This is a genomic window from Pseudoalteromonas shioyasakiensis, from assembly GCF_019134595.1.
GTDB classification, from domain to species: Bacteria; Pseudomonadota; Gammaproteobacteria; order Enterobacterales; family Alteromonadaceae; genus Pseudoalteromonas; species Pseudoalteromonas shioyasakiensis_A.
On record NZ_CP077770.1, the window covers coordinates 2,367,884 to 2,394,054 of the forward strand.

General features: G+C 40.2%; 16 protein-coding genes. 4 read left to right on the forward strand and 12 right to left on the reverse strand.

Annotation, left to right across the window (positions count from 1 at the left end):
- The first annotated feature begins 101 nt into the window (after window positions 1-101).
- Both KQP93_RS11120 and KQP93_RS11125 read left to right on the forward strand, forming a co-directional pair.
- Window positions 102-3,431 (forward strand): PAS domain S-box protein, encoded by a 3,330-nt coding sequence (locus KQP93_RS11120; RefSeq protein ID WP_217874428.1) that lies wholly within the window; start codon window positions 102-104, stop codon window positions 3,429-3,431.
- The gene (locus KQP93_RS11125; RefSeq protein ID WP_217874430.1) at window positions 3,428-4,417 is read left to right on the forward strand and encodes a response regulator; all 990 of its coding nucleotides are present in this window, start codon (window positions 3,428-3,430) and stop codon (window positions 4,415-4,417) included. The genes KQP93_RS11120 and KQP93_RS11125 overlap by 4 nt, the downstream gene beginning before the upstream one ends.
- 16 nt (window positions 4,418-4,433) lie before the next feature.
- Here the strand turns inward: KQP93_RS11125 and KQP93_RS11130 are convergent, their stop codons facing one another.
- Together KQP93_RS11130 and KQP93_RS11135 are read right to left on the reverse strand one after the other, a co-directional pair.
- Window positions 4,434-4,835 (reverse strand): VOC family protein, encoded by a 402-nt coding sequence (locus KQP93_RS11130; RefSeq protein WP_217874431.1) that lies wholly within the window; start codon window positions 4,833-4,835, stop codon window positions 4,434-4,436.
- On the reverse strand, window positions 4,828-5,475 hold the full coding sequence (locus tag KQP93_RS11135; RefSeq protein ID WP_217874433.1) for an HD domain-containing protein: 648 nt from the start codon (window positions 5,473-5,475) through the stop codon (window positions 4,828-4,830). The genes KQP93_RS11130 and KQP93_RS11135 overlap by 8 nt, the downstream gene beginning before the upstream one ends.
- Before the next feature lie 135 nt (window positions 5,476-5,610).
- On the opposite strand from KQP93_RS11135, the gene KQP93_RS11140 reads away from it, so the two are divergent.
- The gene (locus tag KQP93_RS11140) at window positions 5,611-6,801 is read left to right on the forward strand and encodes a class I SAM-dependent methyltransferase (RefSeq protein WP_217874434.1); all 1,191 of its coding nucleotides are present in this window, start codon (window positions 5,611-5,613) and stop codon (window positions 6,799-6,801) included.
- Here KQP93_RS11140 and KQP93_RS11145 read toward each other — a convergent pair.
- The 6 genes from KQP93_RS11145 to KQP93_RS11170 all read right to left on the reverse strand — a co-directional run bounded on the left by KQP93_RS11145 (window position 6,798) and on the right by KQP93_RS11170 (window position 18,059).
- On the reverse strand, window positions 6,798-7,094 hold the full coding sequence (locus KQP93_RS11145) for a PilZ domain-containing protein (protein ID WP_062566996.1): 297 nt from the start codon (window positions 7,092-7,094) through the stop codon (window positions 6,798-6,800). The genes KQP93_RS11140 and KQP93_RS11145 overlap by 4 nt on opposite strands.
- An 8-nt stretch (window positions 7,095-7,102) precedes the next feature.
- A complete protein-coding gene (locus KQP93_RS11150; protein WP_440590136.1) occupies window positions 7,103-7,414 on the reverse strand; it encodes a response regulator transcription factor in 312 nt (103 codons plus the stop codon).
- 175 nt (window positions 7,415-7,589) lie between these two features.
- Window positions 7,590-11,480, reverse strand: a complete 3,891-nt coding sequence (gene hrpA / locus KQP93_RS11155; protein WP_217874438.1) for an ATP-dependent RNA helicase HrpA — start codon at window positions 11,478-11,480, stop codon at window positions 7,590-7,592.
- Between the two features lie 213 nt (window positions 11,481-11,693).
- The gene (locus tag KQP93_RS11160; protein WP_217874439.1) at window positions 11,694-12,584 is read right to left on the reverse strand and encodes a peptidylprolyl isomerase; all 891 of its coding nucleotides are present in this window, start codon (window positions 12,582-12,584) and stop codon (window positions 11,694-11,696) included.
- Window positions 12,585-12,675: 91 nt separating this feature from the next.
- The gene (gene tamB / locus KQP93_RS11165; protein WP_217874440.1) at window positions 12,676-16,362 is read right to left on the reverse strand and encodes an autotransporter assembly complex protein TamB; all 3,687 of its coding nucleotides are present in this window, start codon (window positions 16,360-16,362) and stop codon (window positions 12,676-12,678) included.
- Complete coding sequence (locus tag KQP93_RS11170; protein WP_217876777.1) at window positions 16,362-18,059, reverse strand: autotransporter assembly complex protein TamA; 1,698 nt, start codon at window positions 18,057-18,059, stop codon at window positions 16,362-16,364. Before KQP93_RS11170 ends, tamB begins: the two co-directional genes overlap by 1 nt.
- A 201-nt stretch (window positions 18,060-18,260) precedes the next feature.
- Between KQP93_RS11170 and KQP93_RS11175 the strand changes: the two genes are divergently transcribed.
- Window positions 18,261-18,593: a ribonuclease E inhibitor RraB gene (locus KQP93_RS11175; RefSeq protein ID WP_217874441.1), complete on the forward strand. Its 333-nt coding sequence runs from the start codon at window positions 18,261-18,263 to the stop codon at window positions 18,591-18,593.
- A 27-nt stretch (window positions 18,594-18,620) separates the two neighbouring features.
- On the opposite strand, the gene KQP93_RS11180 is transcribed toward KQP93_RS11175, so the two are convergent.
- From KQP93_RS11180 to KQP93_RS11195, 4 genes are all read right to left on the reverse strand, one after another.
- On the reverse strand, window positions 18,621-20,366 hold the full coding sequence (locus tag KQP93_RS11180) for a DEAD/DEAH box helicase (RefSeq protein ID WP_217874443.1): 1,746 nt from the start codon (window positions 20,364-20,366) through the stop codon (window positions 18,621-18,623).
- A 68-nt stretch (window positions 20,367-20,434) separates the two neighbouring features.
- A complete protein-coding gene (locus KQP93_RS11185; protein ID WP_063707100.1) occupies window positions 20,435-20,740 on the reverse strand; it encodes an H-NS histone family protein in 306 nt (101 codons plus the stop codon).
- Between the two features lie 110 nt (window positions 20,741-20,850).
- Window positions 20,851-25,044, reverse strand: a complete 4,194-nt coding sequence (locus tag KQP93_RS11190; RefSeq protein ID WP_369598765.1) for an ATP-binding protein — start codon at window positions 25,042-25,044, stop codon at window positions 20,851-20,853.
- A gap of 172 nt (window positions 25,045-25,216) precedes the next feature.
- Entirely contained in the window at window positions 25,217-26,167 is a 951-nt protein-coding gene (locus KQP93_RS11195) for a methyltransferase domain-containing protein (RefSeq protein ID WP_217874447.1), read from the reverse strand.
- Window positions 26,168-26,171: the final 4 nt, after the last annotated feature.

The following is a 26,171-nucleotide window of genomic DNA, read 5'->3' on the forward strand; positions in this document are numbered from 1 at the left end:
AGCCAAGGTTTTGAATCCTACGTACTTAAGTGATAGGTTTTTCTCTAAATTCACCACAATTTGTATTAGACTGCTATTACAAGCCGTTTCAAAAAAATATTATGCTCGCGAAATTTTTTATCACCGATCAAGACCCAAGCTTAATTGTGAGTGGCGTTTATGATCCAAGTTTAGTTGCTCTTTCTATTGCTACGGCTATTTTTGCTGCTTATTTTTCGCTTCATATCATTGATTTAGCAAACAGAACACAATTCGATTCATACCGTAAATTAGGCTGTGCGACAGGTGCCTTAGTGATGTCTGGCGGCATTTGGAGTATGCACTTTATCGGCATGCTGGCTTTTTCTTTATGCACCACCATAGAGTACGACCCAGCGCTGACATTTTTTTCGTTTATTCCTGCATTTTTAGCCTGCTATACCACTTTTTCATTTTTTAAACGAAAAGATCTAAAGCAAATACCAAAAACAATAAAGCTACTAATTGGCTCTGTATTACTTGGCTCTGGCATTGGTGCGATGCACTATTCAGGCATGGCAGCCATGCAAATGAGCCCTCTTCTTCGTTACGACCCGGCTTGGTTTGCAGCATCAATTTTGGTGGCTGTTGCATTATCTTTTGTCGGTTTATATACGCGCTTTCACTTAGGTGAGCATTTTAAAAAGCTCACAGTGTTACAAACCCGCGTCACCTGCGCCATTATCTTTGGCTTTGCTGTGGCAGGTATGCACTACATGGGAATGGCCGCAACACGCTTTGTTGCAACCTCTCCTTTATTATCTGAAAACGTTCAAACGTCGCAACTCACTTTTATAGCTATAAGCGTTTCATTTGCCACCGTGTTGTTGACTGCTCTGGTTGGCATTATTAATGGCATGGTGCGTTTTCGTTTATTACTAGCAGAAAAATCAGCTGAAGAGTCGCGCCTAGATGCCATTTTAGGCACTGCAATAGATGGCATCGTAACGATTAATATTCATGGAATTATTCTAAGCTTTAATAAATCCGCAGAAACTATTTTTGGTTGGCGCCAAGACGAAGTGCTTGGCAAAAACGTAAAACTATTGATGAACGACGATATTGCCGCACAACACGATGGTTACTTAGCAGATAGTAGCAGGCACGAAGTCAAAAAAGTTATAGGCGTTAACCGTAATGTATTTGCAAAACATAAAGATGGTCACTTATTCCCGATTCGGTTAGGCCTTGGTGAAGTTAAACAACCTAACGCAGAGACACTTTTTGTAGGCTTTATAACTGATTTAACTGAGCAACGTGCACTGCAGCAAAGTCTTGAAGAAAAAGAACAACAATACCGTACCTTAATGAACAATACTCCCGGCGCTGTATTCCGTTGCTTATTAGACGAGCACTGGACAATGAAATTTATAAGCCCGAGTGTTGCTGATTTAACAGGATATAGCCCTCAAGAGTTTACCGATGGCACCGTTACATTTGCCCAAATCATCAATAATGATGATGTAGCGCATATTGATGAAGTTATTGAAAAAGCCATAGCAGAAAAAAACCAATATGCTGTTGAGTACCGTATTCGCCACAGAACTGGGAAAGTTGTCTGGGTTTTAGACCAAGGAACAATTAACGAAAATAGTGATACTCAACAAAAGTGGATTGATGGTGTACTCGTTGATATCACTGCTCGTCACGAATATGAAGAATCCCTAAAAAAGGCAAAACAAGAAGCGGAAGCCGCAGCACAAGCAAAACAATCATTTATGGCAAATATGAGTCATGAAATTCGCACACCAATGAATGCCATAATCGGCTTTAGCGATATATTAATGGATAGCCCACTCAGTAAAGAGCAACAAAAACATATTATTACCGTAAATAAATCGGCTCGCTCATTGCTGCATTTACTCAATGAAGTGCTTGACTCTGCAAAATTAGAAAAAGGCAAACTCGATATTCATGCAGAGCACTTTAACTTACAAGCACTACTAGACAACATCGTATCGACCTTTTGGCTTGAGGCGAAGCGAAAAGATATCCTGCTTGATTTGATCATCTCTGAAAATATTGCGCCTATTTATATTGGTGACGAGTCTCGTATTCGCCAAGTAATGAATAACCTCATCGGTAATGCGATTAAGTTTACAGAGCAAGGCTCTGTGACTATCACTGTGAGCCAAACTCAAAACAAGCAATTGTTTTTCGAAGTGCAAGACAGTGGTATTGGTATAGCCAAGCACCGCTTAGATGCTATTTTTCAGCCTTTTGAACAAGCCGATGGTACCATGACACGCCGATTTGGTGGCACAGGTCTTGGCACAACTATTAGTAAGCAGCTTGTTGAATTAATGGGTGGTTCAATTGGTGCTATCAGTGAAGAAGGCAAAGGCAGCTGCTTCTACTTTACCCTACCATTACAAGAAGGTGATATCAGCCAAGTCGATACCTTAACTTGCAACCAATTAAACTTACCAAAACTTCGCATATTAGTGGTTGATGACATTGAACAAAATGTTGAGCTATTGAACATTTTATTATCGCAAGCTGGACACACCATCATTACCGCTCAAAATGGCCTTGAAGCCATTGCAGCATTCGAGCAGCAAAGCTTTGATGTGATTTTAATGGATATTCATATGCCGGAATGTGACGGCATTACGGCCTGTAAAGAAATCCGTGAAATTGAAAAAGCCAGATGCTTAAAAATTACACCTATCATCGCGTTGACGGCGAGTGTTTTACAACAAGATAAAATTACCACAAAACAAGCTGGTATGAATGGCTTTGCAAATAAACCCGTTGATATTAACCAGCTGAACCATGAAATCGCGAAAGTGCTTGGTTTAGAAGTAAATAAAGTCACTAGTAATAAAAGCGCTGATGAGAAAAAACACATCAACTACGACAAAGGCGTTTTGATGTGGGGAAGCAAAGAAAAGTTAAATACGGAAATTGGCTTATTCCTAAGCAATCATCAGCAGAGTATTCTACAACTGAAGGATCAGAAACTCAGCGAACAAGAACAAAAAGCAATTTTGCATACTCTAAAAGGAGTCGCAGGTAATTTAGCCCTGGCAAAATTATTATATTTGTTATCAAACGCTGAGAAAGAACGTGAAAAGGAAAGCTTCCCTACACTCATTGCCGAGTGCGAACAGGAATGGCAAACGCTGATTGCATTGCTTGCAGAGCAGCAACAACCTAGTTCAAATCAGCAACCTATACTCGAAACGTCGTTGGGCGCATTTATTAACCAAATAGAGGCACTGCAAGCGCAAGCTGAGCATGCAGAAATAGACGATGATTTATTAAGCCTGGTGCAATCCCAAGCACCGGCAACCTACCAAGATCAGGTTGTTGAAATTTGTGCGCATTTTGAAAACTTTGACTTTGATGCAGCAAGCACTGCTTTATCAGCTTTAAAGCATACTCTCCAAGCTGCTAAGGAACACGTATGACGCAAATCTCAGAACGTGCAAGAATTTTGGTCGTCGATGATGAACCAGCCAATTTAAAAGTGATCCGTGAAGTACTCGCTAATGATTATCGCTTATCATTTGCAAAATCTGGCGAGCTTGCTCTTCAGCTTATTGAGAACGAACCTCCTAAATTGATTTTGCTCGATATTATGATGCCAGATATGAGCGGCTTTGAAGTTTGTAAAGTATTGAAAGCAAATCCTAAAACCGCTCATATTCCTGTTATCTTTGTTACCGCACTTTCCCATGAGCAGGATGAGTCTGAAGGCTTTGCTCTAGGTGCAGTCGATTATATTACCAAACCAATTAGCCCTGCGATTGTCAGGGCGCGGGTTAAAAATCATTTATCTTTAGTGCAAGCTGAGCAACTGCAATTAGCCCATATTGATTTGATCCAACGTTTAGGCCGCGCTGCAGAATACAAAGACACCGACACCGGTGAGCACATTGCAAGAATGAGCCGCTACAGTAAAGTACTCGCCCTTGCCTATGGCATGAGCGAGTACGAGGCAGAGCAGCTTAAACAGGCAGCGCCGATGCATGACGTTGGTAAGATAGGCATTCCTGATTCAGTACTATTAAAGCCTGGTCGCTTAAACGAAAACGAATACGAGCACATGAAACAGCATGCCTTAATCGGTGCGAAAATTTTAGAGAACTCAACTTCGCCGCTATTACAGCTTGCTCATAAGCTTGCCCTTGAACACCATGAAAAGTGGGATGGTACGGGTTATCCGTATGGCCTGAAATGCGAAGAGATCAGTATTGAAGGGCGTATTGTCACAATTGCTGACGTGTTTGATGCATTAACATCAAAACGCCCTTATAAAAAAGCGTGGTCGGTTGAAGAAGCCCTCGACTTATTAAAAGATGAGGCAGGTAAGCATTTTGATCCGCAATTAGTTGATTTATTTATTGGCCAAATAGATAGCATTATAGAAATCAAAAACACTTATACTAGCTAATGACGAATTAAAGGTCTCATTTGAGGCCTTTTTTAATTGCATCATAATCATGAGAAGTTATTTCATGGCTATTACCTGCACAATCTTTAAAATACATTGAATAAGTAACACCGTGATCGGCAACAATTGTTTTAATATCAAATTGAGCTAGATGCTCAAGCCACGCTAAAAACTGTGCTGCATTTGCGCCAAAGGCAATACCTTTGCTTCTACCCTCAGCTTCAAACAATGCTAAACGAATTGTTTTTGCTTGGTCTTCTAAAGTTAAAGGCCCTTTTCCTTCATCCCAAAAAGCAAGCTCTGGTACTACACTAAAACCGAGCACTTGTTGATACCACTTTAGCGCAGTCGATAAATCATCAACATTTAAGTGGCAATGATCAACACCACATAAAGATGGAATAGCCATATTACTCACCAATTTCGGTTTTTAACTGCTCTAAAAATTCAAGCATGTAAGCTGTGCGTCGTTTGGCTTCATCTTTCGCTGATGGCGTGTTCATACTCTCGCTAATGTGTAATAACTTAATGAAAAAATGATCAAGGGTGTATTTTGTATCGTCAGGTTCGCGGTTTAAACAAAATGGATCGTCTTTATGATACAGATAGCGACCAATTGAGCCCCCTACTTTCATGCAGCGACTCACACCAATTGCACCTAATGCATCCATTCGATCTGCATCTTGCACTATTTGCGCTTCAACACTTTCTACTTTGATATTGGCACTAAAGCTATGTGCCGCAATAGCATGATGAATAGCGCTAAAATACTGCTCAGGATAATTAATTGAAGCTAAAAAGCTTAACGCCTTGTCTGCAGCCATGGTTGATGCTTTTGCCCGATCGGGGTGGTTTTTAGCAACCGCAACACAATCATGTAACCAAGCTGCGGGTAACACCACAGCCATTTCTGCCTGCTCGGCAATACATAATTGTTTTGCAACCCTCACGACTCGCTCAATATGACTAATATCGTGTGCGACATCGGCATGGAGTAAAGACAAAATAAAGTCTCGACACTGAGTTTCTAACGCTGCAAAGTCTATTTCTGGCTGCATATACTAGCTATCACCATTAACTGATTGAAATTATGCTTACTTTAGCGTGGTTGCTGGATTTGTTCAAAACATTCATTGTATGTTTGCCACTGCTTCATTAAACTATGCCCCCTTTTGTTTGACGCGAGAATCCCTATGTCATCTGCTATTTACCTGCAAGCTGGACGAGAAAAATCATTAAAAAGAAAACATCCTTGGGTGTTCTCAAAAGCCATTAAAAAAGTAAAAGGTAAGCCAGGCCTAGGTGATACTGTCACTATCTATGACAATGACGGCAAGTTTTTAGCGATTGCAGCTTACAGCCCGCAGTCGCAAATTCGCGCTCGCGTATGGAGCTTCGATCAAAACGAAATCATTGACCAGGCATTTTTTGTAAAACGTCTACGCCGTGCCTATGATGCGCGCGAACAGGTGATCAGCGAAGGCGGTTTAACGGGTTTTCGTTTAAGCGCTGCTGAGTCTGACTACTTGCCAGGCATCACTATCGATAAATTTGATAATGTACTGGTGTGCCAACTACTAAGTGCCGGTGCAGAGCGTCATAAAGGTGAAATTGTTGGCGCACTTATGACTATTTTCCCAGGCTGCGATATTTATGAGCGATCAGATGTTGATGTTCGTACCAAAGAAGGCCTTGAGCCAATCAAGGGCCTACTTTGGGGGAAGGAGCCAACAGCGCCAGTCATCATTAAAGAAAATGGCTTAAAACTCGAAGTAGACATTCTTGAAGGCCACAAAACAGGCTTTTACTTAGACCAACGTGATAGCCGTGCAGCCCTTGAGCGCTTTGTTAAAGACAAAACCGTATTAAACTGCTTTAGCTACACAGGTACTTTCTCGCTTTATGCTTTGCGTGGTGGTTGTAAACACGTTACTAACGTCGATGTATCACAGCCAGCGCTCGAAACTGCAAAGCGTAACGTTGAGCATAACAACCTTGATTTATCTAAAATTGATTTCGTGAAACAAGACGTTTTTAAGTTGTTGCGCCAATACCGTGATGAAGGTGTGCAATTTGATACTATTGTTATGGACCCACCAAAATTTGCTGACAACAAAGCGCAGTTAACGGGTGCATGCCGTGGTTATAAAGATATTAATATGATTGCGATGCAAATCTTAAAACCAGGTGGAACCTTACTTACCTTCTCGTGCTCTGGATTAATGGAACAAAATTTATTTCAAAAAGTGGTAGCGGATGCTGCCCTTGATGCAGGTAAAGACTTATTAATTATGGAGCGACTAAACCAAGCTGCCGACCACCCAATTGCTGGCAGCTACCCAGAAGGCTTTTATCTTAAAGGCCTGATCTGTAAAGTTTACTAATTAAAATTTACAATTTCTAAACCGGCACTCAAGGAGCCATCTTGCTCCTTGGTTGCTCGTATAACACGGGCTGTTGCATCAAATGAAGTAATCGCCGTGCTAGTCGAAGCAATTAACACCCGATAAAGACTGCCTATTTCTAAAACTTCATCAAGGTGAATTGCCAGCCCTGTTGCACTTAAATCAGTGCACATTGCCTGAATTTCTTCGCCATTAACAACATCTAATGGGATTAGTTTTGCAGGGGTATGAATTTGCATGCGGCGAAAGTCGCGTTTCTCCTCATGAAACATATGGCCTCCTATACCAGTGTTTTTATTTTCTCTATTAATGTTTTAACAGAAAAAGGCTTCACTACATAGGCGTCACACCCGGCATCAAACCCTGCTTTTTGTTCAAGCTCGGTTTCAAGCCCAGACACCATGACAACAGGAATTTGCGCTGTTTCTGGAGTGTTTTTTAGTAAGCGGCACGTATCATAACCATCTAAGCCCGGCATACAAACATCTAGTAGTATAGCATCTGGCGGCTCTGCAATGGCTGAAGTTAAACACGATGCGCCTGAGTTTGCATAACTTAATGAAAACTCATCTCCAAGGCTTGCTTTGAGCATTTCAAAATTAAAATATTCATCATCGACGACCAAAATAGTTGGTCGCGGTCGATTTACCGTACGCTCAGAAACTGAGATAGGTCTTTCCTTTTCAATGCCCACATAATCTCCTTTTAGCACCAGTGTTTGTAACTTACAGCAAGGAGGCGTAAACCTCATTGCTCATTCCTTAGTATTATAACTCACATTCTTTAATTGCGTTTAAAACACGTTTAGCAGATACAGGATAAGGCGTCCCTAGTGTTTGTGCAAATAAAGAAACACGTAACTCCTGTTGCATCCAAAATATCGCACTGATCTCTTCAGGAGTTGGCATACCCTTAGGAATTTTATTCGCTAATTTTTGATATTGCTCAGCTACTTTTTCAAGCTCAAGCACACACAACCTATCACGGTTAGGATCAACAGGGAGCTTTTCTAAGCGGCGCTCAATGGCTTTTAAGTAACGAATTAAATCTGTCATTTTTGCTGCGCCGTGCTGGCTAACAAAGCCTTTGAACACTAAGCTTTGTAACTGTGATTTAATATCACCGTGCGCTGTTATCATGGTTAAATCAACGCGTCCTTTCATACGTTTATTTAACCCATGAGCAATACTCAACACTTGTTCTACTTGGGTAGCGATCTCAACAACCGTATCACCAAGCTCACCGCGAATTTGCTCTTTCGCTTTTTCAAACGCATCTGCAGTGCGAATATTGCCATATTTAATTAATAAGCTATCGACGGCAGCAGCAATACAGTCATCAATTAAGTCATTGACCTTACCAAACGGATTAAAGTACAAACCTAATTTAGATTTGTTCGGTAAGTTTTGTTGTAAATACTTAATCGGTGATGGCACGTTTAATAACACTAAGCGGCGTAAACCTTGTTGGTGAGCCTGCTGTGCTTTGTGTTCATTATCAAATAACTCAACCGCGGCTGAGTCTTTTTTATCCACCAGCGCTGGAAACGCCTTAATCTCATATTGGCCTTGTTTTTTCACGTAAGAACTTGGTAGTTCACCAAAACTCCACTCGGTCAAATCAGCTTTTTCTATGCCTTTGTCGGCTACTTTCGATAAGGTATCCGTTACCTTGCCTTGTAACTGGGCTTTTAACTTAGATAGATTTAAACCACGAGCGAGTAACTTATCGTGTTCATCGCGTACTTCAAACTGTAAGCGTAAATGCGGTGCAAGAGTTGATAAATCCCATGCATCAGGCTCAACACGCACTCCTGTCATGCGCAATAAACGCGTGCTAATTGCATCAATTAGGTTACCTTGCATCGGCTCAATTGCAGCGAGTACCGCATCGGCGTAGTTTGGCGCAGGCACAAAGTTGCGACGAATTGTTTTTGGTAGCGACTTGATAAGCGCACAAATTAACTCATGCCTAAATGCAGGAATATGCCAATCAAAACCGGTTTCTTGTACTTGGTTTAACAGCGCTACTGGAATTTGTACCGCAACACCATCAACGGCTTGCCCTGGATCAAAGTGATATGCCAGTGGTAATAGCAAGTTTTCTTGCTGCCATGTATCTGGGTAATCGAACTCGGTAACATGATCGGCACCATGCTGCATTAACTCTTCTCGAGACATATGCAAAAAGCGCTTATCTTTTTGTTTTTGCCCTTTCCACCACTTATTAAACGCGGCACGATTATTTACATCTTGCGGAATTTTCTTGTCGTAGAATTCAAATAAGGTTTGTTCATCAACCAAGATATCTCGGCGACGAGATTTATTTTCAAGAACTTGAATATCTTCTATTAACTCTTGGTTATATTGTAAAAATCCTTCATTTTGACCCAGCTCTTGCTCTACCAAGGCGGTGCGAATAAATAACTCGCGACTTACTTTCGGATCAATATTGCTATAAACACAGCGGCGCTTATTAACAATTAATAGGCCATACAAGGTTTGCTGTTCAAACGCGATAACTGCACCCGGCTTTTTCTCCCAGTGCGGTTCGCTGTAGCTACGCTTTACTAAATGCTGTGCAAAGCCTTCAACCCATTTTAGGTCTATGCGCGCGTTGATGCGAGCATAAAGCTTACTGGTCTCAACAAGCTCTGCCGACATGATCCATTTTGGGCTCTTTTTAAATAATCCTGAGCCTGGGAAAATATGGAACTGGCTGTTGCGTGCGCCTTTATAAATTTGTTTTTCATCTTTAAAACCAATATGACTTAACATACCGCTTAATAAAGATTGATGAATTCGCTCGCTATCAGCAACATTGGTAGTAGCCTTCATGCCCATTTCATTACATACCGTTGATAGCTGATAAACAATATCTTGCCATTCGCGGATCCGCATATAGGCCAAAAAGTCCTTTTGGCATAACTTTCTAAATTGGCTATTGCTCAATTCAGATTGCTGCTCTTCAAGGTAATTCCACAGATTTAAAAAGGCGATAAAGTCTGAATCAGGGTCATCAAAACGGCCATGCTTTTCATCCGCTGCACCGCGTTTTTCTTGTGGTCGCTCTCTTGGGTCTTGAATCGACAATGCCGCAACTATAATAATCACTTCACGTAGTGCACCTAAGCCATCGGCAGTCAGCACCATTTTAGCTAACCGTGGATCAACCGGTAAACGACTTAAGCTTCTGCCTGATTTAGTAAGCTCAGTCTTTTTGTGACGTTTAGCTGGCTTAATTGCTTCGAGTTCTTCAAGTAGCGTTAAACCATCGTTGATATTTCGGCTATCCGGCGCTTGCACGAACGGGAACTGCTGCATGTCGCCAAGCCCTAAACCAAGCATTTGCAAAATAACAGAAGCTAAGTTGGTACGTAATATTTCAGGGTCGGTAAACTCTGGGCGCGAGTTAAAGTCTTCTTCGCTATATAAACGAATACAGATACCCGCTTCAATACGACCACAGCGGCCTTTTCGCTGATTGGCACTGGCTTGTGAAATTGGCTCAATCGGTAATCGTTGTACCTTGGTACGATAGCTATAACGGCTGATGCGCGCGGTACCAGGATCGATAACATAGCGAATACCCGGCACCGTTAGTGATGTTTCAGCCACGTTGGTGGCTAAAATAATATGACGGCGGCTGTGCGGCGCAAAAATTCGGTTTTGTTCTGCGTTTGATAAACGCGAATAGAGCGGTAAAACATCAGTGCCTTTGAGGTTTCGCTTTGATAACGCATCAGCGGTATCGCGAATTTCTCGTTCACCGTTCATAAAAATCAGAATATCGCCGGGGCCTTCATCGCAAAGCTCATCAACGGCATCAAATATCCCCTGCAATTGGTCACCATCCGCTTCCATCTCGTCTTTGTTGATTTCAGTGGTTGGTCTATATCGAAGCTCTACTGGGAAAGTTCGACCGGATACTTCGATGATGGGTGCATCATCAAAATGTTTAGAAAAACGCTCTGGGTCAATCGTCGCTGAGGTAATAATAACTTTTAAGTCAGGACGTTTTGGCAGTAAATTTTTTAAATAGCCTAAGATGAAATCGATATTCAGGCTACGTTCGTGGGCTTCATCGATGATGATAGTATCGTACTGATTTAGGTATCTGTCTTGTTGAATTTCAGCCAGCAGAATACCGTCTGTCATCAATTTAATGTAGCTATTGTCAGAAACTTGATCACTAAAGCGAATTTTAAAACCCACTTGTTGACCTAGCTCGCATTGCATTTCTTCTGCAATACGATTCGCGACACTTCGAGCCGCGAGTCGACGAGGCTGGGTGTGGCCAATGTATCCATCAACACCGCGGCCAAGCTCTAAACACATTTTAGGGATCTGCGTCGTTTTACCAGAGCCAGTTTCACCGGCGATGATCACCACTTGGTTATTGGCAATCGCCTGTTTAATGTCATCTTTCTTTTGGCTAACAGGAAGTTGCTCTGGGTAGGTCACTTTAGGCAATGCAGCCAAACGTTGCTCGCGCAATTGCTGCGAACGACTAATATCTTCTGCGATTTTTTGCGCTATGTTTGCTTGCTTAGTCTCATCGTTGATTTTTTTAATGCCATGAAGGCGTTTTTTGAAGATGAATTGATCTTTGCGTAAACACGTTTTTAATTCGCCGAACAGCGGACCTAGGTTAACCACCCGATACCCTTATATTTCTTAACCAATAGACTGATATTGTATCAAATAATCTATCAGGTGGTCATGGCTTTATTTATGCCAATTCGCTTAATTAAGTGAACAGTTTTGAGGCAATAAAATCTCGTTGCTAACAAGGCAAAAATTTCGTTATTTAGTTGTTCTAAATGAGAGATTTTTAACGCAGTTAGCGACAGATTTAATCCCTCAAAATGATTAAGTATTATTGCGAGTTGGCATAATCCGTTCAGTTGGAATTGGCATTGCACAAACATCGATGTGATCAGGGCTTTCGACAAACCACGCCTCCACTCGATTTTTACGCGCTTCGATGAGGTCTTTAAACGCATTTGAGTCTGTTTTCATCACCCGAAACTCACTATTATCAGTGTCTTTAATATCAGCTAAAACTTGCATATCTGTGATGGGATTAAATACCTGACCTTCAGTGGCTTTACGCTGCAATAGATTAAAATGCTCCATGCCTTCTAAAACACGACCAAACACGGTGATGTTACGATCTAAATAGCGCTGGCTATTGCCGATGGTGACATAAAATTCGGTACCACCGGAATTGATATCATTCCCGCGTGCCATGGCAAAAATTCCTGGGCAATGAACTTGCCATGTTTCGGTTTGGCTTTGGTTTTGTGCCACAGCAAAGCCATTTAAAAAGCCCGTTTTAGTGGCATAGCCATCAGGCCCTTTAAGCTCTGTAATCGTTAAAGGAGTCTCAGTGCTTAGATAAAACTCAGCAGGTAACCCTTTTTTGGCATTTTTAACGGGCTTACTTTCGCTGGCATCCCCGCCCTGCGCGACAAACCCTTCAACAAAACGATACACACTGAGGCCTTGATAAAACCCTTCTTTGGCAAGCTGTCGCATGTTATTTGCATGAATGGGCGCTAGTTTATCGTTTAGTTCAATATAAGCAGCACCCGTAGGTAAGGTTAATTTAATGACGTTCTCGGCACTGACTGCTCGCCACTCACTGCTACTTGCGGTTTTAATGATTTCACCAGCAGAACGTTTTTGGCTTGTTTCTTTTGCAGCAATTGGTGCAGCTAATGCTACGCCAAAGCACAGAGTTAATAGACTTAATTTCATTGTTATTATCTTTTAAGTAATTGACAATTCAGCCTATTAACTTATGCCCTAATAAGCAAGTAAAAGCGATGCTTGATCACAAGTACAGGTATTAGTCCCAATCAAATTTATAAAGAATATCAACATTTTGATAAAGGCCGCTGGTGACCTCGATGTACAATTGCGACAACAATTGATAACGAACTGCCACTTCACTTAATGAATCAAAAATACCAACACTGTATTTTACTTGAATACCCGGTGTAACGTAGCCAGATATTTCAACTTTAGTGTCATCCCCGCTGCCGCTTGAACTTAAGCTGACATCAGACAAACCAAAGCTTTCACCGATTTTAGATACCACACCTTCACTGCGATTTACACCTTGGGCAAGTAGTAATTGGGTGAGCATCGCATCGGTTGAACTATCTCCTTCATCAAGAGGTTGCCCGTTTAATAAATAAGCCAATGCTTGGGCTTGGTCCATCGCAGGCTCTGAGAATACTTTTAATGAAGGTTGTTCAACATTACCCGTTAACGTAATACCTGCAATCACGCCATTAGATGTATTATCCGGATTACGAATTGCCTTAATGTTCAAGTACGGTTTATCAATAGAGCCACTAAAGCCCACCTGACCGGTGCGAATTTGCAAGTCTTGCCCAAAGGCACGATAGGTACCTTGAACAAGGTTCAATTCACCCGTTGCTATCATAGGTGTAACTTGGTCCATGCTGATGTTTATGTCGCCTTCAACTTTCGATTGTAAGCCAAACGAATCAACGCGCACATCATTCTCAACCAACACCTTTAGATTTATGGCATAGTCAAAAGGGACTTTTTCTGACTGTTGCTGCTCAATATCAACAATCACTTCATCATCGCTGACTTGCACAGCACCTTCTGGTAGCTCTTCAATGGCAATACGTCCCCATGGCACTACAACTTGGCCATCAAGATTAAACGCATTATTTTTTAACGACATAGTTAAATCTGGCGACACTTTAAAGGTGACATCTTGCTGGGCACGCACAAAGAACTCTTTACCATTTAACTTCACGTTAACGTCAGGTAAATCTTGCTGCCAATCAACACCGCCAGATAAATTAAGCGCGCCCCCTTCGGTATCTTTGAGCTCGCCAGTGAGCTTTGCACTCTGGTTATTAAAGGCAATGTTCACATAAGAATTTTGCAGCGATACCGGCAAGGTTGCCCCTTCTAGATTGATTTTTTCGACATCAAAATCCCCATTAAGTAATGGCTCTTTTAAAGTACCTGCGATTGCTAACCGGCCTTTTATGTCGCCTGTTAATTGCTCAAGTGAAGCAATAAAGGGGCGTAGGTTTGTTAACTCAATTTTCTCAATAACCAAATCGCCCGCTAAGGTTTGTTGATTTTGAATATCATCAATGTGGAGCTCTGACGTCACTTTACCTAATACAGATGAATCAACTGTGGCATTAAGTTTACCCGTTTGCTCATCACTCATTGCCGAGATATCTAAAACCTCTATCGGTAATTTATAAACATTTGCGTCATCAATTAAAGATGCTTCAAGCTGCTGAGTTTTGATATTGGCACGAATGGTTTTTAGTGCACCATTATTCCAATTAGCAACAAACTCTCCGTTTGCATCGCCTGTTACTTTCAAGTTATCGGGTAAGAAGTGTTTAAATTCAGCAATAGATAGCGCTGCAAGCTGTGCATTTAACTGGCCTAGTTGCTTAGTTTGCTGCAAGGTCTCAAAGCATAGTTTTGAGTTATCACTTTGCCAGCAGTGCGCGCCTACATTAAAGTCAAAGGTTTTGGTATTTAGTTGAATATTTACCGGTTTATTAGTGCCAAAGCGCACCTGATTATCGGTAACAAGAATTTGGCTCAGCGCACCTTGCCAGGTTTCTTTATTAAATTTACCGTCTACATCAAATGATGCCTTGCCTTGAGCTGCATCGAGTAAAAAAGTTAAATGGTGATCTGTTTTATCGCCACTGGCGTCTAACTCTATTTGATTAATTTTGTGTTCGCTAATAGATGCAGAATCAAGCACCAATGACACATCCGTTTGCCAGTCTGCAGCGTAATCAAATTGCCCTTTTAATGTTAAACCATCAACCTGAATATCTTGATAGCTCAATGTATTAAGAACTAGATTTAAATCAACCGTTGGCGCAAGACGCTCACCACGTAAGCTCAAATCTGCAAAGCCCTTGCCTTGCATAGGCAAGATATCTTGACCACTTGCATCTAAGCGCAATTTACCGTCGACACGCCATACATCATCAACCTGTCCCGATAGCGCAATTTCATTTTTACCGCTTTTCACTTCAAGTTTTTTAAAACTCGCATGCAGGCTGCTATCAAGTTCAAAATCCGACAACAAGGTCACTGGCACTTCATTAACTGAACCATTTAATTGTGTGTTATCTAAGGCAAGCTGCCACTCACCTGCGCGTAAGTTAAATGAACCATTAAATTCACCAGATAAATCACTGCTTAGTGCATCCGTTAAGTATTGGGCTTTTAAGTGGCTTAAAACTCCTTCAAATTCGCTTTTTACCCCATTCGACCAATCAACTGATGCGTTAATGTCTGCTTTACTGTCATTTGCATTGAGGCTTAACTGTTCAAGTTTTGCGTTTGTTAAACTACCTTGTAATTGCGATTTCACAGTCATTGCAGGTAATGCGTCTAACTGCGTGACAAGGCTCAAATCGACAGCATAAGCATCGGCATGGCCTTTCGCTATTAAATCAAAGTCCGATAATTGCAGCTGTTGTGTATCTGTCGCTATTTGCCACTTTGCTATCTGGCCCATTAAATCAAATGGGTAATTTGTTTGTTGTAGGTTCACAGCCCCTTTTAACTCTGCTGGGTATGTTCCTTGCGTTACTAAATCTAACTTTAAATCCTCAAGCGGGCCTGAAAGCGATAACTTAGCTTGATGCTTAGTGCTTTTTACATACACTGCTCCCTCAATTGTATTTTCACCAGAAAGCTCTGCCATTAAATTAGAGTGCAATTGCCATTGCTGATAACTTGCAGCAAGCTTTTCAAGATTAATATCGCTCCCCTTTGCAGACGCAACTAATTCGATATTTTCTACAAGCTGAGCCTCTTCAGCACCATAAGGGGTAACGGCAACTTTACTGATTTGAAATTGCTTTAACTCAACATTAATCGGTAGTGTAATATCGAGTGATGGTAATGCTGGCAGCTCTGTTAATGGCGTTGATTTAGGCTGCTCTTTTGCTTCGTGCAGCATCACAACAACATCAGCAATGGTTAGTGTATCCACTGTAATATCCGATGCTTCGCCGCGACCACTTAAATTTAATTTGTTGACTGTTACATCGGCACTCGGATGCACAAGATTAAAGCGATTAATTGCAACACGCTTAACTGCAACTTTCATAGGTAAGCTGATTTGACCAGCTTGTTCAACTTCAGGCTCTGCTTCAGTGCTCTGCTCAGTTGATACAGCTTGGCTTTTAATGCTTAGATCAATCGACTGGGCGCTTAAATTATCCAAGCAAATACCATCACAACGCCACCAGAATAAATCAATTTTTAGCTGCTTTGCATCAAGCTTGATGCCTTGATTTTCAAAGTGAACATCAAACGCATCGTTATATAAAAAACGCCCAGATGGTAGGTTGATTTTTAAGCCATCAACTAACTTATTCGCTGTGTATGCAATAAAATGATTACCGGGTGCGGTGAATAGCAAGCAAAACACAATAACTAGCAAACTTGCCAACGTGATTGATAGAACCTTGGTTATCTTTTTTAACATCTTCATTAGATTTCAGGCCCTATGGTAATACTTAATCGGGTACTTTTACTTTCTTTTGTTAAACCCCAAGCATGGTCGATACGCACCGGGCCAACCGGCGTTAAATACCGAAAACCAAAACCGGCACCGACTTCGACGCGATCACTAAAATCATTAGTCGCAGTACCACTATCGACAAATAAAGCTGCGCGCCAATGCTCAGCAAATTGATAGTTATATTCAACGGTGCCACTCATTAAATATTTACCACCAATTAAGCGCCCTTCATCATCTTCAGGCGAAATAGATTCATAGGCAAAACCACGCACGCTCTGATCACCACCGGCATAAAAACGCAGTGATAACGGCACATCATTTATATTATCGACGAGCATGGCACCTAGGTTGGCTCTTAAGAAAAGCATATGGCGATCTGCAAAAGTAGTTAACCAGGCATTTTGCAGTTGTAAGCGCAAAATATTGGTTGAAGACATCATATCTTTTAAACCAAACTCTACTGACATCATCCATTGATAGCCTTCATAAGGCGTTGTACCCCCCTCGGTGTCTTTTTTGGCATAACTAATACCAGGCATCAGCATTTTTGCGCTTTGTTCTTCATCCCCTATTCGATAGGTCTCGTAATCACGTCTTAAAAAAGCAGTACGTACCCAATCGTCATCAGTGAGCCACTGCCGCTGAAGCTGCCCCGTGAATATACGGCTGTATAAATCATTGGTTAATTCATCTTCGAGTTTGTAACCTACAGAAAAGCGCCAAAGATCATCATTAGGGTCGTCAACTGGTACCGTGTAGCCAAGTGAAATATCTTGCTGGCGCTCAGACACATTGAGGTTACTTTCTAAATAGTGGCCATCTTCGGTGATCCAAGGCTTCGTCCATTTAAAACGGACTTTTGGTCCAAGGTCAGTGCTATAACCGCCACCCACTTCATAACTATTGGCAGGCTTATGTAACACATCAACATTCACAGGCACTTGGTTATTCTTACGTTTTGCAATATCTGCATACACACGAACACTGGCAAAGTAAGGGGTACTCGACAGTGCTAAGTTGTAATCAGAAATCTCGGTCGCTTTATAAGGCTGACCTTGTTTAAATTCAGCCAGCGAACGAATGTATTTTTCGGCTGGGGTCTCACTACCAATGGTGATGTCACCAAACTGATAACGGGGTCCAGTATCGACATTAAAAATGACTTTTGCGCTATTATTTTTTAGCGAAACTGCCAATTTATGCTCATGCCATTTTGCATCAAAATAACCTAAGTCTAATAGTTGGCTTTCAATACGTTTTCTTGCGGCCTCATATTTACCGTGATTTAAAAAGTCACCTTGTTTGATTTTGATACTGTTAACGGCAGACATGAATTCAGCGTCATCTTTACCGTCGCCTGTGATAGTGACGTTTATATCTGCAATTCGGGTAACAGGACCACGTTCAACATCGACAATTAAAAGCTGTTGTGCATTATCGAAACTAATTTTGATTGTCGGCTTATAATAACCAAGCGCTTTTAAACTCATTTCAACCTGGCTTTTTGCGTGACGCCTTAACGCCTTGGAAGTTTTTTCATCGACCAGTTGCTTAATGTAAAGCTCTACGTTTTTTTCGAGCTCATCACTGATCCCTTGAATTTTATAATCTTTGATAACAGTTGAGGCGCTAATCGCGTGCTGGCTGTATGAAAAGCAGATAAGCAAAAAGACAAAAAAGAAATGCCGAGTATACAAAAAATATCCTTACTTTTTTGGAAGAGTCACAATCAAAAATGAGTACAAAAAGATACTAGCACAGTGCCATAGCCACTGACATAATTGAAATGTTAAAATTAGTACGCGTTAAACACTTATTTTCGCTACAATAGCGGATAATACCTAGATTTATAATGAATGAGCGACTAAATGCACTTCCCTGATGACGAAAACGGTCAATTATTAGCTGAAATTGCTGACGCTGGTGTCGATTTAACCAGTATGCAAACTATCGATTTCTATATTCTTTTTGAACAAAAGCCTGAAGCAGAAAAATTTGCTGAAGCGATTACAAGTGATGAACTTGCCCCTTCAACAGAGTTAACTAAATGCCCAGATACAGGGGTGTGGGAAGTAATTACTCGTGTGAAGATGGTGCCTGATCACACCTTACTTAGCCAAACTGAACAATACTTAGAAAGCATTGCTAATGGCCATAATGGTTATGGCGATGGCTGGGGGTTGATGGCTGAAGAAGAATAAACCATTCCCACAACATCGTAAGGGGAATCAATTTAGTTGATTCGCCTTACGAAAATTGCCCTGATAATCAAATAGCTTTTCTGCCACTTTCCAACCGTATTTCTTATTTTTACGCGCAATCACAAAATCGGGTGCAAGTAGTTGCTGTTGTAAATTGACAACCTGTTCCGCGCTTTGCCAATCCATTGGGGTAAAACCAGGTGCTGCTCGCTTACCAAACTGCTTATTAAAAATAAATCTCCCTGTATCATTTGCTAAGTTAAATACCTCATCACAACTGGCTCCATCTTCATCATAATAGCTAATTTTAAGTAAACCTTTTGCGAGCACCTGAGCTGACAAACCACTACACCTTAATACCAAGGCATCTTTTAAATTTAGTGCTTCTCGTAGTTTATCATCAGGGTCTGCCATCATGGCACCACAGGACTGACACTGCCTTGCAGCAATATCATTTTGTTCACCACACTGCTCACATTCTTTAAACCGAAAACGATAATCGCACTGTACTTGTTCTTCACCATCGTCCAGCAAACCTTGGCAACGTCTGCCAAAATGCTCAATCACTTTGCCCTCGCTGTCTGTTTTACCCCAAAAAATATTCGCAAATCCACAGCCTGGACACAGCACTTGAACAGGCTCATTATCACTTTGCGCTTTTTTACTGCCGACCTCTGGGTAGAACAAATCAAAGCCGTTACCAGCATAATCAATAACTAAGCAGTCTTTTTTCCCTTCGCTTAAACGAAGGCCTCGACCGACAATCTGTTGGTATAAACTGAGCGACTCGGTGGGCCGTAAAATCGCAATGTAATCAACGTGAGGTGCATCAAAACCCGTCGTGAGTACAGATACATTAACTAAATACTTTATTTTTTTTGCTTTAAATTGATTAATAATCCGATCACGTTCGTTATTATCAGTATCACCGGTGATAAGTGCCGTACTATCTTCAGGTAAGTAACTGGTAATTTCTTTGGCATGCATAACGGTTGCTGCGAAGATCATCACGCCATGACGCTGTTCACTGTATTCTATAACTTGATTGATAATGGCTTTTGTTGCGCGTGTATTATCTTTCAATAATGCATTCATATTCTCAATGCTATACCGACCAAATGAATCACTCGGTAATGATGAAAAGTCATAATGGCTAATGGCAGCATCGACTTCATGGGGCGGCGTTAAATAGCCGTTCTTAATCATATAGCGCAGTGGTAACTCAAAAATACACTTCTTAAACGGTGCATCTTTATCACCTCTAACAAAACCATGATAGTGATGATGATAAACCCAGCCCATCCCCATACGAAATGGTGTTGCGGTTAAGCCAAGTACTTTAAGATTGGGGTTTTGTTTTTGAAGGCTTGCTATCACCTGCCCGTATTGGCTCTGTTCATCACCACTTACACGGTGGCATTCATCAATGATCAACAAAGAATAAGCATCGGTGAGCTTTTCTGTATTGCGTGCCAGTGATTGCACACTCGCAAAAGTGACTTGCTCTGTTAAAGACTTTTGTTTTAACCCTGCAGAAAAGATACTCGCCTTAAAACCAAAGCTCATATATTTCTCGGCGTTTTGCTCTACCAATTCTTTAACATGTGCAAGCACCAGAATTTTTTGTTTGGCAATACGTGCAAGTTCAGCAATAACAAGGCTTTTTCCTGCCCCTGTTGGTAAAACAATCAGCGCAGCGTCGTCAGTTTGTCGAAAGTGAGCAACCGTGCGTGCTACGGCCTCTTGTTGGTAGGGTCTGAGTACGTACTTCATGTTATCTGACTATAATCGACATAAAAAAGGGAAGCATACGCTTCCCTTGATATTCTTTAAAGCAAAAATTAAGCGAGGTGTTTTGTTAAATCGACACCTTGGAATGCTTTAGGACGTTTGCCACGGCCTGTCCATTCAACAATTTCGCCATTGAATTCGATGCGGTACTTTGGTTTAACCTTAGTACGTTTATCTGTTGTTGCTACATCCTGTAGATCTTCTAATGTAAGTCCTTTTTCTTTTAGTAAATCGAGTACTTCTTTTTTAGCTTCTTGCTGTTGAGTATATTTCTCGATTGCTGTGTCAATTAGCTGTTTTGCTTTTTCTAATTCAGATAATGACGCAGATTTTACAAAAGATCGGATTTCTTTCATTGAGAGCTCTCTTAAAAATTAAAAGTAAAGTTAAATGTTCAACAAGAGCTAGTATATGTGGATTTAATGAAATAATCTATTCTATGTTTTTTATTTATCCTATTTTTTCATTATAACCATAGCTTAATTTTATCTATTACATCCCTTAACTCAGTAATTAATTGTTCCACAATTAATGTATCTTGCTGTTGATTAAAGGTACTTTCAGTTGTCACAATAAGTTCTGATAAAGGCGGATATTGTAGCATGACAATAGCGCCTTTAAGTTTGTGTATTGCAGCTGAAACCTTTTCTAAATCTTGAGCTTCCAAGTGTTCTTGCAGAGTGTTTAAATCACTTTGCAAACTGTTAATAAATACGTCGGCAAGCATTTTCGCATCACTCTCATTACCAAAAACAGTTAACCAATGTTGTTTATCTTTTATTCCTTGCAAGCTTATATCATTATTTCCATTACTTTTTGGTAAGTCGTTAGAACTCAAATCTATGAATTCAGCCAGACGATTATATAATTCATTAAGTTTATAAGGCTTAAATAAAACGCTATTCATTCCTGATTTTAATGCTTTGTTAAAACATTCTTTTGAATCATCTGCAGTAAAGCCAATAATTGGCAAATGTTTAAACTTTTCTTGATTGCGCAATTGCTCTGTTAATTTAAACCCATCTAAATCGGGCATATGACAGTCGGTTAATAATAAATCAAACTGTCCTGTTTCAAGTGCTCTGAGTGCAGCAATACCATCATCAACCATCACCGCTTTGATACCGAGTTTTTGGCATTGTTTTTCGAGTAATAATTGATTTGTTTTATTATCTTCTGCAATTAATATTTGCCCATGTAACTGAGCATTTTGCGCAGCCAAACCCTCATCCTTGTTGGTATGTATGCTGTTTATAAGCTCGCGTAAGGTATCTGGATATAATGGCTCTACGGGGAGAATATGACAGCTACAATTAGCCGACCTATGCACTTTCTTTGCGCTTGCAACTAAAATGTAATTATTGTTTGCTGTACTGATTGATTGCAGCCAATTAGCGCCCCATAGCGTTTTAATATAGCTTTCATCAATAAGAATATTATCTTCTTGCGTAAATGCGTCTTTATCTATTGGCCAACTTAATTGATGATGCTTTACACCCATATTAGCTAGATTATTTAATAACTGATGGTCTTGAGTACACACAGCCCAATTTACTGATACAGCCTGCAGTTTTTGTTTGCTGACTTTTTTAAGTGGCACAGCAATATAAACATGGGTGCCTTTACCAAAAGTACTTGAAATGGATATTTCACCTTGCATGGCTTCAACAAGTTGCTTTGCCAAGCTCAAACCTAAACCTGTACCTCCATGACGTCGTTGAATTGAGTTATCAGCTTGCTCGAACGGGGTAAATGTATGCGCCAATTGCTCAGCCGTCATGCCTTTGCCTGTGTCTGATATTTCAATTTTTAAAGACTGCTTTTCAAATAAAACATCGCAGCTTATTGAGCCTTTTTCAGTAAACTTCACAGCGTTATTTAAAACATTAGAGAGAACCTGCATCAAGTGGCTTATATCAACTGAAGCCAGGCTATAAGCAGCTGTGCGCCATATCACGTTAAACCCAAGCCCTTTTTGCTTAGCAAGGTATTCATGGGCACGCATAACACGGCATAAGTGTGCTTCTAAGTCGACCTCTCGTAATTCAACTTCAATGTTGCCTGTCGTGGTGTTGGCAAAATATAAAATATCATCCACTAATGTGCGAAGCTTAGTTACAGAGTTGTCGATGTGCTCAACAAGGTAATGCTGTTCTTCATCAAGCGTTGATGATTTTAACAACTCTATAAAGCCATTTACCCCAGACATTGGCGTTCTTAATTCATGACTCATAGTGGCAATAAAGCGGCTTTTTGCTAGATCAGCTTGATGTGCGAGTTGAGTGGCTTTACTCAAGTCTGCTTGTTGACGTTTAAGCAAGCTGATGTCGAGTAAGATCCCATTCCAACGCACACCTTGCTTATCATCTCGTTTATTAATTTCAGCATTAGCTATATAACGACACCAAATTTGCTGGCCGAGATTATTTATCCGAAACTCAATATCAATCAGTTTGTTAAATTTTGTCGCGGCTTTAAAACTCTTGGCGATTTGCACGCGATCTTCATCAACAATAAAGGGGGAAATACATCCCGTCATACCGCGCTGGTTAATCATGCGTGAAGTAACCCCTAATAAACTTTGCGCGCCCTTACTTATATAGGTATAACACCCCTCACCATTGTCATAATACTCATACTGGAATACGCCGCCGGGTATGGTATCTGTGATTGTTTGCAGAAGCTGTTGAACTGACTGATTCTCACGCTGCAAATGGCGGTGCTCGGTAACATCAGTAAGTACTGTCATGATGCCTGCTAGTTCACCATCTAATCCCAAATACGGCTTTTTAGTGTAAAGCAGCTCCAATTCTTTGCCTGCTTTGTTAGTGTAATTAATATGCTGATTAATGACTTTGCCTGAATTTATACTTTGTTCATTTTGTGAAATCAGTTTTTTGACGACTTTAATATCGCCGCGCAGATATTGGTTATTTTCATCCCACAGGTGAGCAAAATTTTCTTTGTAGGCTTTATTCCACATAACACGTTTTTGATGCTGATCTTGTATCACCACCATAGTGGGTAAGTCATCTATGAGTTTTTGAGTAAAGTTGAGCTTAATCAATGCCACTTCTTCAGCTTCTTTACGCTTTGCAATTTCGCGATTAATAGTTAACCGCCAGCTAATAAAATAAATCACCGATACAGCGATTAAAATTAAAATAAGAATTGCCGTGGTATTCACTGTTTTACGGTCGTAGCCACGTTCAATACTAAAAATGCCATGACGATTGACAACATGGCTAAAATCGTTGCTGGTCAATGTTTTAAACAGGCTATCAAGCAAAGTAGCAAACTCTGAAAAGTGCTTATTCACTAAAAAATAAATAGGCTGGGTATAACGGTATTTTGGATTTATATAAAACTCACCAATATAGAACTGGTTTAATTGGTATGCCGCAATACTTTGCGGCAATATCACAGCATCAATGTTGTCATTTCTCAGTGCATAAAATAGCATTTTAATTGAGTCAAATGATACCGTTTCAACGAGTTCATTCGTTACAAGCTTTTGCTTAGGATCAGCAAACACTTCTAAATAACCAATCCGTTTAGTTTGGCTTGCTCGTTTAGAAATTAACACCATCTCTAAACCGTAGTGAGCAGGCAGTGCTATCAACACCCCCTCATCAATTTTTGTGGGGTTCATGGTCGGAATTAAGTCAACTTTATTGGCTAAAAATAGTCGTTCCAACTCTTTCGAATTAGCTGCAGGTATATACTTAAATTGAAAGCCACTGCGCTGCGCTAAAAGCTCAAGGGTATCATTTAAGTAGCCATCAGCTTCCCCTAAGTTACTTGTTGCATGAATTGGATATAAACCATCGACAAAAGAAAATGTCAGTAAGTAATTATTTTCTTCTTTCTTTTCAATGCGATTAAAATCACGCTTAAATTGACTATACGCTTTAGCGGCTAAATATTCTTCACTAGCAGAACTTTCCCACAGTTGTTTCGTGGTTGGCGAAATAGCGGCTAAAACCGAGTTAACTTGGTTGCGTAATGCAGTTTTGTTTTTATTAAACATTACATGCAAGGTTTCGCTCGATAACCAAATTGGGCTCACAACTTTCAGGTTTTCTTGAGAACGATTTTTTAGTTGGTGAGATAAAACTGAGTAATCACCCATAAACGCATCAAACGAGCCATCTGCTACTTTTTTAAAGGCGTCTTCTGGTTTTATAAAACGATTAATAAATAGCGCGCCATTTTCAACTAAATATTCACAATGTGAGCTACCCGTAATACACACCCAGCGAAGGCTCGCCAAATTTTTTAATGCGTCATTCGCGATGGACTTATTCGCAACTATCCCCCTAGGCGCTTCCATAAATGGTGTTGAAAATAAGAAATGCTTTTTACGCTGTGAGGTTTTATTTAGGCCAACGGCAAAGTCGATATCACCCACTTTCAGTGCATCTAACAACTCATCTAAGCTGTCATAGACACGGTATTCAAGATCGGCTTCTGCCAAGCGAGCAATTTCATTACTGTAGCCAACAATAACGCCCGAAAACTGCCCGTCAGCATCCCGAGTATGGTAAGGAAAAAAGTTATAATTAACGATACCCGCTTTAAGTTGTGTGGCTAAAGCTTCACTAGAAAATAAAAGCGTGATAACAGAAAAGTAAAATAGAAGTAGTCTTATCAGAGCCAGGCCATTAAAAAATCTAAAACTAAATACATTCTAGCAGTGTAATTTAAATTCTCAATTTTTGTTTATTGCTTAAAGTTGCTTTTTATTTAACTAAACTCTCACAATATCAAATGACTGGATAAGTAAAGCTTAAAAAACTAATAATAATTGCTAGTAATAGGTAATAGTTCCACTATCGCTTTTTAGCTCTTAAAACCCAACAGAACAACTCTCCATCAATCTCTTTAGGTGTGATATCAATTGTTTTCCAATCTGAGCTCAGATTAGAACTAATTGCCTTTTTATCATCTTCATTCCAAGAAGCTTTGATTTGCTCATTTATTCTTAATTGATAGTTAATAAGTTCCGTTATTAGACTGTCAATTTGATGCACTGAAACTTCTCTCCAATTTACTATCATCGGAATAAAATTTTGTGCGAGCTGTCCAAACCAATCCTGTTCAACTTCAGAACTTAAATTAATTTGCACTTTTTTGAAGTCTTGTAATAAGTTTTCGTTATTTGCTAAGAATTCATTTTGTTCTTGTGTCGTTGGCTTTTCTAGTCGACGATAATGAATGCTGAACTCAATAAAATTTTTAACTTTATACGCGAGCCCGCCTTTACTAATGAATTGTGAGAGAACTTTAATTCCTTGCTGACAATCTTGAGTTATGAAAGAGTTTCTATGATGAACTAGTGCAATCACTTCACCACCACTTTTAAGAACTCGATTAGCTTCAGGAAGAGATAGTTTTATGTCTGAATATTCAATGCCAAACTGGCTAATGAGATAGTCAAAGGATGAATCGTCAAAGCTTAGGTTTTCACAGTGCACTTGGCTTATAAATTTTATTTTATTCAATGAAATAGAGACTTTCTCATTGTTGTTAAAATGTTTGATAGGATCTATCTTTGCAGCATCAATTGCCGTGATCTTAAATTCATTTGGGTATTGCTCAGCCAAGACGGCCAATGCACCGTTTCCGCAACCTATATCTAAAAGATTCGCTGAATTTTGAAATTCTTTAAAAATAGCATTCCAAAAATATAAAACATCGCCTTGATAACCATCTTTATGATTACTTTGGGCAAAACTACTTAAAGTCTCAGTAGATAACCAATATGAATCCCAATGTTTCACACTT